Origin of the sequence: Ramlibacter sp., assembly GCF_035554825.1 — a bacterium.
In the GTDB taxonomy this organism is placed as follows: Bacteria; Pseudomonadota; Gammaproteobacteria; order Burkholderiales; family Burkholderiaceae_C; genus Ramlibacter.
Genome location: NZ_DATMHS010000018.1, coordinates 1 through 14844, shown reverse-complemented (window position 1 = coordinate 14844; position 14844 = coordinate 1). Strand labels below are relative to the sequence as shown.

Annotated in this window: 16 protein-coding genes; 1 reads left to right on the top strand and 15 read right to left on the bottom strand. The window is 67.9% G+C overall.

Features of this window, described 5'->3' with window-relative positions; genetic code table 11:
• Window positions 1–914: lysine--tRNA ligase (lysS, locus tag VNT59_RS01680; RefSeq protein WP_325495991.1), on the top strand; the 914-nt coding region annotated here is incomplete at its 5' end.
• Window positions 915–1103: 189 nt separating this feature from the next.
• On the opposite strand, the gene nagZ is transcribed toward lysS, so the two are convergent.
• From nagZ to fabF, 15 genes are all read right to left on the bottom strand, one after another.
• A complete protein-coding gene (gene nagZ / locus VNT59_RS01675) occupies window positions 1104–2162 on the bottom strand; it encodes a beta-N-acetylhexosaminidase (protein WP_325495989.1) in 1059 nt (352 codons plus the stop codon).
• Window positions 2159–2560 (bottom strand): holo-ACP synthase, encoded by a 402-nt coding sequence (gene acpS, locus VNT59_RS01670; protein ID WP_325495988.1) that lies wholly within the window; start codon window positions 2558–2560, stop codon window positions 2159–2161. Before acpS ends, nagZ begins: the two co-directional genes overlap by 4 nt.
• The gene (locus VNT59_RS01665) at window positions 2557–3315 is read right to left on the bottom strand and encodes a pyridoxine 5'-phosphate synthase (RefSeq protein ID WP_325495986.1); all 759 of its coding nucleotides are present in this window, start codon (window positions 3313–3315) and stop codon (window positions 2557–2559) included. The genes acpS and VNT59_RS01665 overlap by 4 nt, the downstream gene beginning before the upstream one ends.
• Window positions 3312–4061, bottom strand: coding sequence for a DNA repair protein RecO (gene recO, locus VNT59_RS01660; RefSeq protein WP_325495984.1), 750 nt, complete (start codon window positions 4059–4061; stop codon window positions 3312–3314). Before recO ends, VNT59_RS01665 begins: the two co-directional genes overlap by 4 nt.
• Before the next feature lie 33 nt (window positions 4062–4094).
• On the bottom strand, window positions 4095–5000 hold the full coding sequence (gene era, locus VNT59_RS01655; RefSeq protein ID WP_325495982.1) for a GTPase Era: 906 nt from the start codon (window positions 4998–5000) through the stop codon (window positions 4095–4097).
• Window positions 5000–5683: a ribonuclease III gene (gene rnc / locus VNT59_RS01650; RefSeq protein ID WP_325495980.1), complete on the bottom strand. Its 684-nt coding sequence runs from the start codon at window positions 5681–5683 to the stop codon at window positions 5000–5002. The genes era and rnc overlap by 1 nt, the downstream gene beginning before the upstream one ends.
• Before the next feature lie 10 nt (window positions 5684–5693).
• Window positions 5694–6047, bottom strand: a complete 354-nt coding sequence (locus VNT59_RS01645; RefSeq protein WP_325495978.1) for a DUF4845 domain-containing protein — start codon at window positions 6045–6047, stop codon at window positions 5694–5696.
• 24 nt (window positions 6048–6071) lie between these two features.
• Window positions 6072–7037: a signal peptidase I gene (gene lepB, locus VNT59_RS01640; protein WP_325495976.1), complete on the bottom strand. Its 966-nt coding sequence runs from the start codon at window positions 7035–7037 to the stop codon at window positions 6072–6074.
• Window positions 7038–7116: 79 nt separating this feature from the next.
• Window positions 7117–8925: a translation elongation factor 4 gene (gene lepA / locus VNT59_RS01635; protein ID WP_325495974.1), complete on the bottom strand. Its 1809-nt coding sequence runs from the start codon at window positions 8923–8925 to the stop codon at window positions 7117–7119.
• 532 nt (window positions 8926–9457) lie between these two features.
• Window positions 9458–10933 carry a DegQ family serine endoprotease gene (locus tag VNT59_RS01630; protein WP_325495972.1) on the bottom strand — a complete coding sequence of 492 codons (1476 nt, stop codon included), beginning with the start codon at window positions 10931–10933 and terminating at the stop codon, window positions 9458–9460.
• Window positions 10934–11032: 99 nt separating this feature from the next.
• Complete coding sequence (locus VNT59_RS01625; protein WP_325495970.1) at window positions 11033–12076, bottom strand: MucB/RseB C-terminal domain-containing protein; 1044 nt, start codon at window positions 12074–12076, stop codon at window positions 11033–11035.
• A gap of 11 nt (window positions 12077–12087) precedes the next feature.
• Window positions 12088–12660 (bottom strand): sigma-E factor negative regulatory protein, encoded by a 573-nt coding sequence (locus VNT59_RS01620; protein WP_325495968.1) that lies wholly within the window; start codon window positions 12658–12660, stop codon window positions 12088–12090.
• A 23-nt stretch (window positions 12661–12683) separates the two neighbouring features.
• Window positions 12684–13322, bottom strand: coding sequence for an RNA polymerase sigma factor RpoE (gene rpoE / locus VNT59_RS01615; RefSeq protein ID WP_325495966.1), 639 nt, complete (start codon window positions 13320–13322; stop codon window positions 12684–12686).
• Window positions 13319–13780: a hypothetical protein gene (locus VNT59_RS01610; protein WP_325495964.1), complete on the bottom strand. Its 462-nt coding sequence runs from the start codon at window positions 13778–13780 to the stop codon at window positions 13319–13321. Before VNT59_RS01610 ends, rpoE begins: the two co-directional genes overlap by 4 nt.
• Window positions 13781–13821: 41 nt before the next feature.
• Window positions 13822–14844: beta-ketoacyl-ACP synthase II (gene fabF / locus VNT59_RS01605; RefSeq protein ID WP_325495962.1), on the bottom strand; the 1023-nt coding region annotated here is incomplete at its 5' end.

Sequence of the window (14844 nt, the reverse complement as noted above, 5' to 3'; positions counted from 1 at the left end):
TCGAGGTCGAGACGCCGATGCTGCATCCGATCCCCGGCGGCGCCAACGCGCGGCCCTTCGTGACGCACCACAACGCGCTGGACCAGGAGATGTTCCTGCGGATCGCGCCCGAGCTGTATCTGAAGCGCCTGGTGGTCGGCGGGTTCGAGCGCGTGTTCGAGATCAACCGCAACTTCCGCAACGAAGGCATCTCGGTGCGCCACAACCCCGAGTTCACCATGATGGAGTTCTATGCGGCGTACTGGAACTACCTCGACCTGATGGACTTCACCGAGGCCCTGATCCGGGACGCCGCCGAGAAGGCTGCGGGCACGCTGCAGCTGACATACAGCGGCAAGCCGGTCGACCTGGCCGCGCCGTTCGAGCGCCTGACGATCCGCGACGCGATCCTGAAGCACACCGGGGCCGGCGAGCGCGTGGACGACCGCGAGTGGCTGATCGGCTCGCTGCGCAAGATCGGCATGACCGAGGAAAAGGACCGGCTGTCGGGGCGGTCGCTGGCGAGCCTGCAGGTGCTCTATTTCGAGGAAACGGTCGAAGAGAAGCTGTGGCAGCCGACCTTCATCATGGAGCACCCGACCGAGATCTCGCCGCTGGCGCGCGCCAACGACGAGCGGCCGCACGTCACCGAGCGCTTCGAGCTGTACATCACCGGCCGCGAGTTCGGCAACGGCTTCTCCGAGCTGAACGATGCCGAGGACCAGATGGCGCGCTTCGCGGCGCAGGTGGATGCCAAGGAAGCCGGCGACGACGAGGCGATGTTCCTCGACCACGATTTCGTGCAGGCGCTGGAATACGGCATGCCGCCCACCGGCGGCTGCGGCATCGGGATCGACCGGCTGATGATGCTGCTCACCGACAGCCCCAGCATCCGCGACGTGATCCTGTTCCCCGCCTTGCGGCGGGAAGGGTGAAGCGGGATCGGGATCGGGTTCGGGATCGGGATCGGACAGCCTGAACGCAGAGGTCGCGAAGGATACGCAGAGGACGCAGAGAAGACAGCAGCAAGAATCTTGTTCTGATTTCTATCTGGATTCCTCTGCGCGATCTTTGCGTCCTCTGCGTTCAGAAAAATGCGCGCCGGCCGATGGGCCGGAGCGAGCTCAAGGCAGCAGCCGCAGCGCGTGGATGTAGTCGGGATGGTGCATCAGGTCGTCCCAGGCCAGCGCCGGCGTCGCCGGAAGCAGCGCCAGGCGGCGCTGCTCGCTCGCTTCGCGCGGCTGCCACTGCCCGGCGAGCCGGGCCTGCGCCAGGCCGTCGATCAGCTGGTCCACGGCGGCCGCATCGTCCGCTGACTGGTTGCACAGCAGCACCATGTCGCAGCCCGCGTCGAGCGCCGTCGCGGCCGCCTCGGTGTAGCTCACCTGCCGGCCGTCGATGACGCGGGCCCCCGCCATGCTCAGGTCGTCGCTGAAGATCGCGCCGCCGAAGCCGAGCCTGCCGCGCAGGATGCCGTTCAGCCAGCGCGGCGAAAAGCCGGCCGGCCGCGCGTCCACCTTGGAATAGATCACGTGCGCGGGCATCACGCTGGCCAGCGTGGTGTTCAGCCAGCCGTACGGCGCGGCGTCGTCCGCCAGGATCGCCTTGAGGCCGCGCCGGTCGATGGGAATGTCGGTGTGCGAATCGGCCTTGACGAAGCCATGGCCGGGAAAGTGCTTGCCGCAATTGGCCATGCCGGCGCGCAGCAGTCCGTGCATGAGGCTTTTCGCCAGCATCGTCACCACCCGGGCATCGCCATGGAATGCCCGGTCGCCGATCACGCCGCTCTCGCCCCAGTCGAGGTCGAGCACCGGCGTGAAGCTGAGGTCGACGCCGCAGGCGCGCAGTTCGGCAGCCAGCACGTAGCCGGCCGCGGTCGCGGCATTGGTGGCCGCCATCGCATCCTGCATCCACAGCTCGCCCAGGGCGCGCATCGGCGGCAGGTGGGTGAACCCGTCGGTGCGGAAGCGCTGGACCCGGCCGCCCTCGTGGTCGACGCAGATGAGGAGGTCGTCGCGCACGGCGCGCACGTCCTCGCACAGGGCCGTCAGTTGCTCGCGATCGCGCCAGTTGCGGGCGAAGAGGATCATGCCGCCGACCAGCGGGTGCGCGAGCCGGCGGCGATCGACGTCGGTCAGGGCCAGGCCGGCGACGTCGATGATGAGAGGTGCGTGTTCGATCATTGCGTCATTTTCCGTTCGACCACGACGAAGCTCGCCGCATAGTCGGTTTCGTCCGTCACGGTCACATGGGCCCGCAGCCCCTGCGCCTCGAACCAGTCCTTGAGGGCGCCGTGCAGCACGATCACCGGCTGGCCACTGGGCAGGTTGGCGATTTCGCAGAGGCGCCACGTCATGGGCATCCGCATGCCCAGGCCCACTGCCTTGCTGAAGGCCTCCTTGGCGGAGAACCGGGTGGCGAGATAGCGCAGGCCCCGCTCGGGCCAGCGCGCGCCGCGCCGCCGCCACACCGCCAGCTCCGCGTCGCTGAGCACGCGCCGCGCGAACCGATCGCCATGGCGCTCCAGCGTGGCGCGGATGCGCCGCACGTCGCAGACGTCCGTCCCGATGCCGAAGATCATGCGGCGGCCGCGATGCAGTCCAGGTAGGCCTTCACGGTGGCCGCGTAGCCCAGTTCCAGCGCATCGGCGATCAGCGCATGGCCGATCGAGACCTCGCGCACGCCCGGCACCGCGCGCAGAAAGGCCGTGAGATTGTCCCGGCTGAGATCGTGCCCGGCATTCACTTCCAGGCCGGCGGCCTGGGCCGCCTCGGCCGAGGCCACGTACGGGGCGAGGACCGCGGCCGCTCGCGGCGTGCCGAATGCGCTGGCGTACTGTTCGGTGTAGAGCTCGACCCGATCCGCGCCGACTGCCTTCGCCGCAGCCATCGCGCCGGGAACCGGATCCATGAACAGGCTCACCCGCACGCCGAGTGCCTTCGCTTCCTCGATCAGCGGCCGCACGCGTTCGCCGTCGGCTTGCAGGTCCCAGCCGTGATCGCTGGTGAACTGGCCTTCCGTGTCCGGCACGAACGTGCACTGGTCGGGACGCAGCTCGCGCACGAAGTCCATCAGGTTGTGGAACGGGTTGCCCTCGATGTTGAACTCGACGCCCGGCCAGGACTGGCGCAGCAGGGCGTGCAGCTCGCGCACGTCGCTGCCCCGGATGTGCCGCGCGTCCGGACGCGGATGCACCGTGATGCCGTTGGCCCCGGCCTGCAGGCACAAGGTCGCCGCGCGCAGCACGCTGGGAATGCCCAGGTGGCGCGTGTTGCGCACCAGCGCCACCTTGTTGAGGTTCACCGAGAGCGCCGTGCGCAGGGAGTGCGAAGTCATAGGGTCTGCAGGTCCATCATCAGCTGCCGGGTGCGCAGCGTGCCGAGACCGCAATGGTAGTTCAGCAGCGCCCGCAGCTGGGGCTTGAGCTCGCCCAGCGCCTCCGCCGTCAGGGCCAGCGCCGCCGTGAACGCGCCGGGCTGGTCGAGCGCCCCCTGCAACGCGATCCATTGCTCGCCGCGCAGGCTCGGCCGGGTTTCGTGCGGGCTGGCACGGACCACGCCGGCTTCCGGCACCAGCGCATAGCGCTCCTCGGGCTGCAGCGGCGCCTGGGTGGCGGTTTCCAGATCGAGCGCCGGCAGCAGCCCGATCTCGCGCAGCAGCAGCAACTCGAAGCTGCGCAGCGCCGGCTCGAGGGCATCGCCGTGCTTGGACGCCAGCACCGCCACGGCGTCGGCGTAGGCGTCGAAGAGCTGGGGATGCGGGTCGTCGCGTGCCAGCAGACGCAGCAGCAACTCGTTGAGGTAGAACCCGGCCAGCAGCGCGTCCCCGGTGGGCATCACCTGCCCGCCGACCCATTCGGCCCCCTTGAGCGTGCGGATCTCCGCGTCGCCCCCGAACGCCACGTGCAAGGGCTGCAGCGGCAGCAGGACCGGGCGGAAGTTGGAGCTGGGCCGCTTGGCGCCCTTGGCCACGAGGGCGACGCGGCCGTGCTCGCGCGTGAACACTTCGAGGATCAGGCTGGACTCGCTCCAGTCGTAACGGTGGAGCACGAAGCCCGGCTCATCGGAGATGCGCCTGGCCATGCTCACCCCAGCCGCGGATATCGGCCGGCCCTGTCACTCATACCCGAAGGACCGGACCCGCGCCTCGTCGTCGGCCCACCCGGTGCGCACCTTCACCCACACCTCGAGGAACACCTTGCAGCCCATGAGCTTTTCGAGCTCCTGGCGCGCCTCGGTGCTGATGCGCTTGAGCCGCTCGCCCTTCTCGCCGATCACCATCGCCTTGTGGCCGTCGCGCTCGACGATGATGGTGGCCGCGATCTTCACGAACCGGCCGTGCTTGGGGCTGGGCTCCTCCTCGAACTGGTCGATGACCACCGTGGAGGTGTAAGGCAGCTCGTCGCCGGTGAAGCGGAACAGCTTCTCGCGGACGGTCTCGCCGGCCAGGAATTTCTCGCTGCGGTCCGTCAGCTCGTCCTCGGCATACCACCAGGGCTGCTCTGGCAGGTACTTCTCGCAGATCGCGAACAGCCGCTCGACGTCCTTCGCGTTCTTGGCCGACATCGGCACGAACTCGGCGAAGGCATGCCGCTGCTGCATTTGCTGCAGCCAGGGCGCGAGGTCGCCGCGGCGGTGGACCTCGTCGATCTTGTTGGCGAGCAGCACCGCCGGCACGCCGGGCTTGAGCAGCGCCAGCACCTTCTCGTCGGCGGCCAGGAACTTGCCGGCCTCGACCACGAACAGCACCAGGTCGACGTCGCCGACCGCGCCGAGCACCGTCTTGTTCAGGGACCGGTTCAAGGCGGTGGCGTGCCGCGTCTGGAAGCCCGGCGTGTCGACGAAGATGAACTGGGTCGGGCCGATCGTGCGGATGCCGGTGATCCGGTGGCGGGTGGTCTGCGCCTTGCGCGACGTGATGCTGATCTTCTGCCCCACCAGGGCGTTGAGCAGCGTCGACTTGCCGACGTTGGGCTTGCCGACGATCGCGATCACGCCGCAGCGCTGGGTGGCCGGGTTCATCACTTTCCTTTTGCCTTGAGGGCCAGCAGCATCGCCGCGGCCGCCGCCTGCTCCGCCGCGCGCCGCGACGGCCCGATGCCGCGCTCCATCGCGCCGAACTCCGGCACCTCGCACTCGACATCGAAGGTCTGCTTGTGCGCGGCGCCCAGCGTGCCGGCCACGCGATAGATCGGCAGCTTCATTTTGCGCCCTTGCAGCCATTCCTGCAGCTCGGTCTTGGGATCCTTGGCGCTGGCCGCCATGCGCGGATTGATCTCGACGCTGTCGAACAGGCGCCGCACCACGGCCTCGGCCGCGGCATAGCCGGCGTCCAGGTACACGGCGCCGATCACGGCTTCCAGCGCGTCGGCCAGGATCGACGGTCGCTGCCGGCCCCCGGTGCGCAGTTCGCCTTCCCCGAGGCGCAACAGCTCGGGCAGGCCCAGGCTGATGGCGAGGCGGTGCAGCGGCTCCTGCTTGACCAGCGTCGCGCGGACCTTGGTGAGATCGCCCTCCGGCAGGTCGGCCAGCCGGTCGTACAGGAGCGCCGAGACGGCCAGATTGAGGACGGAGTCGCCCAAGAACTCCAGCCGCTCGTTGTGTTCGGCCGAGAAGCTGCGGTGGGTCAGCGCCCGCGCCAGCAGCCGCGGGTCGGAGAAGCGGTGCTGCAGGCGCGCCTGCAGTGCAACGATCTGGCCATCCACGCGTGCCTTGCTAGCTGGACTGGCCGACGTACTTGAGCAGCAGGTACGCGGGGCCGAACATGTGGATCTCCTTGTTGTAGGCGAACTTCACGAGCACCCTGTCGCCTTCCTTGGAGATGTCGAGATCGCGCCCGGCGATCGAGGTGATGTTGTCGATCTCGGCGGCCTTGTCGAAGATCTGCCGCACCTCGAGCACGGTGTTGCCGGCCGAGGCCTTCTTCGCGGCCTTCAGCGCCGCCTGGTACTCGACCACCGTCGGGAATGCCTGCGCGGCCAGGATGCCGAGGCACGCCAGCACGCCCACGACGAACAGCAGGCCGATGAACGAAATCCCGCCCTGCCTTGTTTTGAGACCCACCGCCATCGCTGCCCCTCCGTCAACCGAACACTACTGGAACGACCCGATCCGCTTCAAATTGCCGAAGTTCATCCAGATGAAGAACGCCTTGCCGACGATGTTCCGGTCGGGGACGAAGCCCCAGAAGCGCGAATCGAGCGAATTATCGCGGTTGTCGCCCATCATGAAATAGTGCCCCTCGGGCACCTTGCAGACGACGCCCTCGACACTGTAGCGGCAATTGTCGCGGTACTGGAAGTTCTCGACGCCGGGAATGAACGACGGGCGGCTCTCGTCGTTGAGGATGCGATGGCGCCTGTCGCCCAGCACCTCCTCGAACTGCTTGAAGTACAGCATCGAGTCTTCGTCGAAGAAGTCGGCCACCGGCTGCTTGCTCACCGGCTGCCCGTTGACCGTCAGCCGCTTGTTCAGGTACGCCACCTCGTCGCCAGGGACGCCGACCACGCGCTTGATGTAGTCGAGGCTCGGCTTGGGCGGATAGCGGAACACCATGACGTCGCCGCGCTTGGGCGGCGTGCCGTCGGTCAGCTTGGTGTTGATCACCGGCAGCCGCACCCCGTAGGTGAACTTGTTCACCAGGATCAGATCGCCCACCAGCAGGGTCGGGATCATCGAGCCGGACGGGATCTTGAACGGCTCGAACAGGAACGAGCGCAGCACGAAGACCGCCAGGATCACGGGGAACAGTCCGGCGGTCCAGTCCAGCCACCAGGGCTGCATCAGCAGCTTCTGCTTCGCCTCGGTGACCTCGCCGTCGACCTGCGTGATGCCCCTGGCTGCCAGTTCGCCGCGGCGGCGGGCGCTGCTCGCCTCCAGCCGCTCGGCGGCCAGCCGGCGCCGCGGCAGGAAATAGAGCCGCTCGGCCAGCCAGTACAGGCCGGTGACCAGGGTCGCCAGAAACAGCAGGAGCGCGAAGTTGCCTTCGACCACCCCGAGGTACCAGGCCGTCCCATACCCGGCGAACGCGGCCAGGACCAGTGCTGTGAGGACTGGCATTACCGGGCGCCCCGGCGGGCCGACAGGGACGACGCGGACCCGTGTGCGGGCAGCGGGCGGCGGTGAGGGCGGGGACTCATCATTCCTCCACCTGCAGGATGGCGAGGAATGCTTCTTGGGGGACTTCCACGGAACCGATCTGCTTCATTCTTTTTTTGCCTGCCTTCTGTTTTTCGAGGAGCTTGCGCTTGCGGGTGATGTCGCCACCGTAACATTTTGCCAGGACGTTCTTGCGCAGCGCCTTGATGGTCTCCCGGGCGATGATGTTGGCGCCGATCGCGGCCTGGATCGCCACGTCGAACATCTGCCGGCTGATGATCTCGCGCATCTTCGAGACGACGGCGCGGCCGCGGTACTGCGACTGGCTGCGGTGGACGATGATCGACAGGGCGTCGACCTTCTCGCCGTTCAGGAGGATGTCGACCTTCACCACGTCGGAGGCGCGGTACTCCTTGAACGCGTAGTCCATCGAGGCGTAGCCGCGGCTGACGGACTTCAGCTTGTCGAAGAAGTCGAGCACGATCTCGCCCAGCGGCAGCTCGTACGTCAGCATCACCTGGCGGCCGTGGTAGGCCATGTTGATCTGCACGCCGCGCTTCTGGTTGGCCAGGGTCATCACCGGCCCCACGTACTCCTGCGGCATGTACAGGTGCACGGTGACGATCGGCTCGCGCACCTCGCTGATCTGGCCCTGGTCCGGCATCTTGGCCGGGTTCTCGACCATGAGCACCTCGCCGTCGTTGCGCACGACCTGGTACACGACGCTCGGCGCCGTGGTGATGATGTCCTGGTCGAACTCGCGTTCCAGCCGCTCCTGCACGATCTCCATGTGCAGCAGCCCGAGGAAGCCGCAGCGGAAGCCGAAGCCGAGCGCCTGGCTGACCTCGGGCTCGTAATGCAGCGACGCATCGTTGAGCTTGAGCTTCTCGAGCGCGTCGCGCAGCGAGTCGTACTGGTTGGCCTCGGTCGGGTACAGCCCGGCGAACACCTGCGGCTGGATTTCCTTGAAGCCGGGCAGCGCCTCGGCGGCCGGCGCCACGTTGCTGCCGCCGGCGCGGGTGCGGGTGATGGTGTCGCCGACCTTCGCCGCCTGCAGCTCCTTGATGCCGGCGATGACATAGCCGACCTCGCCCGCCTCCAGCGAGGCGCGCGACTCGTTGGCGGGCGTGAACACGCCGAGCTGGTCGGCGTCATAGGCGGCATCCGCCGCCATCAGCTTGATGCGGTCGCCCTTCGCCAGGCGGCCGTCCACCACCCGCACCAGCATCACCACGCCGACGTAGCTGTCGAACCAGCTGTCGATGATCATGGCCCGCAGGGGCGCGTCGGGGTTGCCGCGGGGCGCCGGAATGCGCTCGACGATCGCCTCGAGGATGTCGTCGATGCCCATGCCGGTCTTCGCCGAGCACGGGATCGCGTGCGACGCGTCGATGCCGATCACGTCCTCGATCTCGGCCTTCGCGTTTTCCGGGTCCGCCTGCGGCAGGTCCATCTTGTTGAGCACGGGCACCACCTCGACGCCGAGGTCCAGCGCGGTGTAGCAGTTGGCGACGGTCTGCGCTTCCACACCCTGGCTCGCATCGACGACGAGCAGCGCGCCCTCGCATGCGGACAGCGAACGCGAAACCTCGTACGAGAAGTCGACGTGGCCCGGCGTGTCGATCAGATTGAGGTTGTAGACGACGCCGTCACGCGCCCGATAACGCAGTGCAGCGGTCTGCGCCTTGATGGTTATCCCACGCTCTCGTTCGAGTTCCATCGAGTCCAGCACCTGCTCTGCCATCTCCCGATCGGACAAGCCGCCGCAGCGCTGGATCAGACGGTCGGCGAGCGTCGACTTGCCGTGATCGATGTGCGCGATGATCGAGAAATTTCTGATGTGATTCATCAACGGGAACGCTTAAGTGATTGAATTCAAAAGGCGCGGACAAAGAAAAAAGGGCGCGTCGAGAAGTGACGCGCCCTGAACCAACAATCTATGGCAACTGCGATAGTTGGAGCTTCATTGTAGGCAAAAAGCCCCGCGCGTACAGCCGAACCGCGGCCGGCCAGCATCAGTTGCAGCCCAGCAACAGGAAGTTTATACACAAGTTATCCACAAAATAGATGAGCAACTGACGGGACAAGTTGTGGGCGATCTGTGGATCGGGAAGGCACAACGTCCAGGCATCCCGTATGGTGGGTTGCCGCCTCCCGCATATGCCGTCCAGGCCCGCTGAGGCACGCCAATTCTATCCAAAAAGGTCATTAGCCCTGGCTCAAGGTGAGCGCACGCTCACCTGAGCAGCTCTGCTGTTGAGTTCAAAAAAATATTTGTGTGGGCGCGGGTGCCACAGTGGAAAGCCCCAAACCCGAGTATGGGGTTGGGGCTTTGCTGTAGCCTTTCGCCTGCGCCGCCCCAGCGGCCGGCACCCTGCCCGTCAGCGCGCGGGCCGGATCAGCAGGTAGGTGGCGAGCTCGCCGCGCCGAAGCAGCACCGGAATCGGCTTCTTCTTGTCGACCCGCGACACCACGGCGTCGAAGTCCTTCACCGTGCCGATCTCCGTGTTGCCGATGGCCACGATCACGTCGCCCTCGCGGATGCCGGCCCGCGCGGCGCCGTCGGTCACCGCTTCCACCCGCACGCCACCCTTGACCTTCAGCTCGCGCTTCTGCGCGTCGGTGAGTTCGCTCACCGACAGCCCGATCGACTGCGCGGCCGGCGAGCCCTTGGGCTTTTCTTCCTTGTCGGCCGCCGGGCGAACCGCCTTTTCGGGCTCCATCTCGGCAACGGTGATGGTCAGCTCCTTCGAGCCGCCGCGCCGGAACACGGTCATGGACGCGCGGCTGCCGGGCTTGGTATTGCCGACGAAACGCGGCAGGTCCGTCGCCTTCTCGATCGGCTTGCCGTCGAACCGGGTGATGATGTCGCCCGCCTCCAGGCCAGCCTTGTCGGCCGGCGAGCCGCTCTCGACGCTGCGCACCAGCGCGCCCTGTGCCTTGCCCAGGCCGATCGACTCCGCCACGTCCTTGGTGACCTGGTCGATCTGCACGCCGATGCGGCCGCGCGAGACCCGCCCGGTGACACGCAGCTGGTCGCTGACGCGGATGGCCTCGTCGATCGGGATGGCGAACGAGATGCCCATGAACCCGCCCGAGCGCGAGTAGATCTGGCTGTTGATGCCCACCACCTCGCCACGCATGTTGATCAGCGGGCCGCCCGAATTGCCGGGATTGATCGCCACGTCGGTCTGGATGAACGGCAGGTAATCGCCGGTGTCGCGCTGCTTGGCGCTGACGATGCCGGCGGTCACGGTGTTCTCGAGGCCGAACGGCGAGCCGATCGCCATCACCCATTCGCCGACCTTGAGCCGGTTGATGTCGCCGACCTTCACGGCCGGCAGGCCGGCGGCCTCGATCTTCACGACGGCGACGTCGGTGCGCTTGTCGAAGCCGACGATCTTGGCCTTGAACTCGCGCTTGTCCGGCAGCGTGACGACCACCTCGTCGGCGCCCTCGACCACGTGCGCGTTGGTCATCACGAAGCCGTCGGTCGTCAGGATGAAGCCGGAGCCGACGCCGCGCGGCTGCTCCTCGTCGGGTTGCGGCCGGTCGGGCCGGTTCGGCCGCGGCGGCGTCTGGCGCGGCGTGCCCGGCAGCGGCTGACCGAAGAAGCGGCGGAAGAACTCCTGCATCTCCTCGTCCATCCCGCCCGGGGCGCCGCTCTGGCGCACGCGCTCCAGGGTACGGATGTTGACGACCGAAGGCCCCACCTGTTCGACGAGATCGGTGAAATCCGGCAGGGCCCGGCCCTGCGCCACCACCGGCTTCGCCGGCACCAGCGCCGCGGTGCCCGCAATCGCCAGCGCGGCGACCAGGGCATGGGCGCGAATTCTCTTCCACTCGATCCCGAACATATCGACCTCTCTCAGCAGCAATGCGAACCGTGGTGAATGGCCGGCCAGACGACAGCCGGCAGCGCCGCATGGGCGGCGCATGAAGACAAGCTGGGGACTTTATCTGGTTCGCTCAAGGTTTTGGGCGAACGCCTTGAGCGTTTGCGGCGGCACTTCGCCCACCGCGGTCAGCCACCAGTCCTGCACGCGGCGGGTCAGCGTCTGGGTCGCGCCGCTCGCGAACAGCCCCTCCTGCTGGTGGCGCTTGCCGTCATAGGCTTCCACGAACAGCGACACCGCGGCAAGCCCATCCGAGAAGATCCATTGCATGCTGCCTTCGGGCAGCGGCGCCGCGCCGGCCGGCCGCTTGTAGCAGCTCACCGGCCTGAAGCCGGCGACCAGCGCCTTGAGGTGCCAGCCCTCGCTGGCCGCGTTGGTCTTCACCGCCTCGGTGTGTTCGACGCGCCAGCCGCCGGTCGCCGCCATCATCTGGCTGAGCTTTTCCGCGCGCACCGGCGCATCCAGCTGCAGTTCCGAGAACGCAGCCTGCTCGAGCACGCTGCCGTCGAGATCCAGCGTCTGCAGCTTCACCACCAGGCCGCTTTTCTTCTCGGTCCAGATGCGGTAGCCGAAACGCAGCGAGTCCTTGGGTGCCAGGTGCACGACGTCGGCGTCGAAACCGGCCACGCGGTCGCTGCCCAGGCGCCGCGCCGCATAGAACTCGGGGATCGAGGTTTCGCTCGACTTCAGCAGGTCGGGAAACAGCCCGAGGGTCTCGCGCCGCTCGGTGCGGGCCACCCGCGCCTCCGGCAGGAAGGTCACCACTTCATCGTTGCGGCGGAAAGTGGACCGCGGCGCCCCGGTCAGGGATTCGACGCGCTCGAACTGCTGCTGGCCTTCGCAGGCGTGCCAGATGCGGGCGCTCGACATCGCGCCGGTGTTGGAAGAGACGACCAGCGTTCCCACGTAGTTGCGGCGGCGCGAGGCATCGTGCATGCGCTCCAGCCACTCCGCCACCGACCGCTCCTGCGTTCGCGCGATCGCGCCATGCGGCGCCAGCACCGGCGCGCCTTGGGCCACGGCCGCCTCCAGCAGGCCGAGACCCCAGAGGGCCACCATGCTGCGGCGGGCGAAGCCCCGGTGCTGTGGTTGGTCGTGGTGCATGCGGGGCCGCTTCAGCGGTCGGAGCTCTCGAAGGCCGCGTTGCGCACGAAGCCGGTGGACATCTGCAGCGCGGAGCCCCCCAGCTGCCGGTGCGCCGCCAGCAATTCATCGAGCTGGGGGTTGCGGATCATCGCGCCGCGCTCGCCGGCCGTGAGCACGGTGCCGCCGGCGCCCCGGGCCAGCTGCGGCCCGTCGGCCTTCGGCGCCAGCCCGCCCACGAGCGAGAAGGCCACCGCGCCGACGGCCGCAACGGACGCCAGGCCGGCGACCAGCTTCCAGCGGAACGTCGTGTCGTTCGCGGCTTCCGCGCGCCGCGGCTGCACCGCGACCTCGGGCGCCGCCGCCGGCGCAACCGCCCCTTCGTGCTGCAGTCGCCGCTGCAGCCGGTCGAGGAAGACCGACGGCGGGCTGCCCACGGCGCGTTCGCCCGAGCGCAGCACGTCCCCGATCAGGTGGTAGGTCTCCCACGCCTCGCGCGCCGCGCGGTCCGAGGCGGCGAGCTGGACGCCACGGGCGAAAGCTTCGCCTTGCAGCTGGCCGTCCGCCAGTGCCGAAATGAGTTCCTGCGTCTGCATCTGTTCCATCACATCACCTCGCGCTCGCCGCATCACCAGCGCTTGCCCGACTGGTTTTCCAGCATGGGCTTGACCTTGGCCGAAATCGCTTCCCGGGCCCGGAAGATCCTCGACCTGACGGTGCCGATCGGGCAGTTCATCACCTCGGCGATCTCTTCGTAACTCAGGCCGTCGATCTCGCGCAGCGTCACCGCCTGCCGCAATTCGTCGGGAAGGGCCTCCATGGCCGAGTTGACCGTGGCGGCGATTTCCTTCGCGGCCAGCACGGTTTCGGGCGTTTCGGCGCTGGTTAGTTCGTTCTCCACGGCGGAAGTTTCATCTTCATCGTCGCCGCCCCCGCGCAGGGTGGTCTCGGAGACCAGCGGATCGCGCTTGAGGTCGACCAGGGCCTTCTTGGCGGTGTTGACCGCGATCCGGTACAGCCAGGTGTAGAACTGGGCCTCGCCCCGGAACTGGCTCAGGGCGCGGTAGGCGCGGATGAAGGTTTCCTGGGCGATGTCCTCCACCAGATCGGTATCGCGCACCATGCGCCCGATCAGCCGTTCGATGCGGCGCTGGTACTTGAGCACCAGCAGCTCGTAGGCCTTGTGGTCGCCGGCCACCGTGCGTTCCACCAGCATGAGGTCGGTGTCGGCCGGGCTCGGAGGGGAAGCGGGGGGCGTTCTTATCATGGTTTCGCCGCCGGCGGCTCGCCCACGGACAGCGCTTCGGGTCTGGCGCGCGAATATACCGCACGCCGCAGGTCGTCCCAGCGCTCGCGGCGACTCGCGCGCTCCAGCCAGATCCAGCGGCTGCCGCGGTCGCCGCGCCAATGCACGAGCAGGATCTGCTGCAGGTCGAGGCTGAGCCGCAGCCGGCCCGAAGCCGCCGGTCCCGAGCCTTCGCTCCACGACCAGCTCGCACCGTCCCACGCCAGGATGCCGGCCGGCGCGCGCCGATATTGCCGGAGCGCCAGCGCGCCGGCGCCGATCACGGCCGACCACGCGGCCGCCAGCCGCCACGCCGCAACCTGCGGCTGCAGCGACCAGGCGAGCACCGCCGCGACGCCGGCCAGCCAGGCCAGGGCCAGCAGCGCAGCGCCCCAACGCGAACGCCCCACCGGATAACTCACCGATGGGGCGTCGTGCATGGCGAACCAGGAATCAACGGCGGGCGCGCTCCAGCCCCGCCTTACCGCAGCCGCCTGAACACCAGGGTGCCGTTGGTGCCGCCGAAACCGAAGTTGTTCTTCATCGCCACCTCGATCTGCATGTCCCGCGCCGTGTTGGCGCAGTAGTCGAGGTCGCACTCCGGATCCTGGTTGATGATGTTGATCGTCGGCGGGCTCTTCTGGTCGTGCACGGCCATCACCGTGAACACCGATTCGATGCCGCCGGCGCCGCCCAGCAGGTGGCCGGTCATCGACTTGGTCGAATTGACCACCGCCTTGCGCGCGTGCTCGCCCAGCGCGAGCTTGATCGCGTTGCTCTCGTTCAGGTCGCCGAGCGGGGTCGACGTGCCATGGGCGTTCAGGTAATCGACCTGGTCGGCGTTGATGCCGGCATTGCGCAACGCGCCCACCATCGCCCGGCGCGGTCCGTCGACGTCCGGCGCGGTCATGTGGTACGCATCGGCGCTCATGCCGAAACCGGCGAGCTCGGCGTAGATCTTCGCGCCGCGCGCCTTCGCGTGCTCGTATTCCTCGAGCACCAGCACGCCGGCACCCTCGCCGAGCACGAAACCGTCACGGTCCTTGTCCCACGGGCGCGACGCCGTCTTCGGGTCGTCGTTGCGGGTCGACAGGGCACGCGCCGCCGCGAAACCGCCGATGCCCAGCGGCGACACGCACGATTCGGCGCCGCCGGCGATCATCACGTCGGCGTCGCCGCTTTCGATCAGCCGGCCGGACAGGCCGATCGCATGCAGGCCGGTGGTGCAGGCCGTGACCACGGAAATGTTGGGTCCCTTGAAACCGTACTTGATCGACACATGGCCCGAGATCATGTTGATGATCGAGGCCGGCACGAAGAACGGCGAGATGCGCCGCGGACCGCGCGCAACCAGCTCGGCGTGGGTCTGCTCGATCATCGGCAGCCCGCCGATGCCCGATCCGATGTTGCAGCCGATCCGGGCGGCGAGGTCGGGATCGAGCGCGTCGCCCGAGGGCAAGCCGCTGTCCTTGACCGCCTGGAACGCGGCAGCCAGCCCCAGATG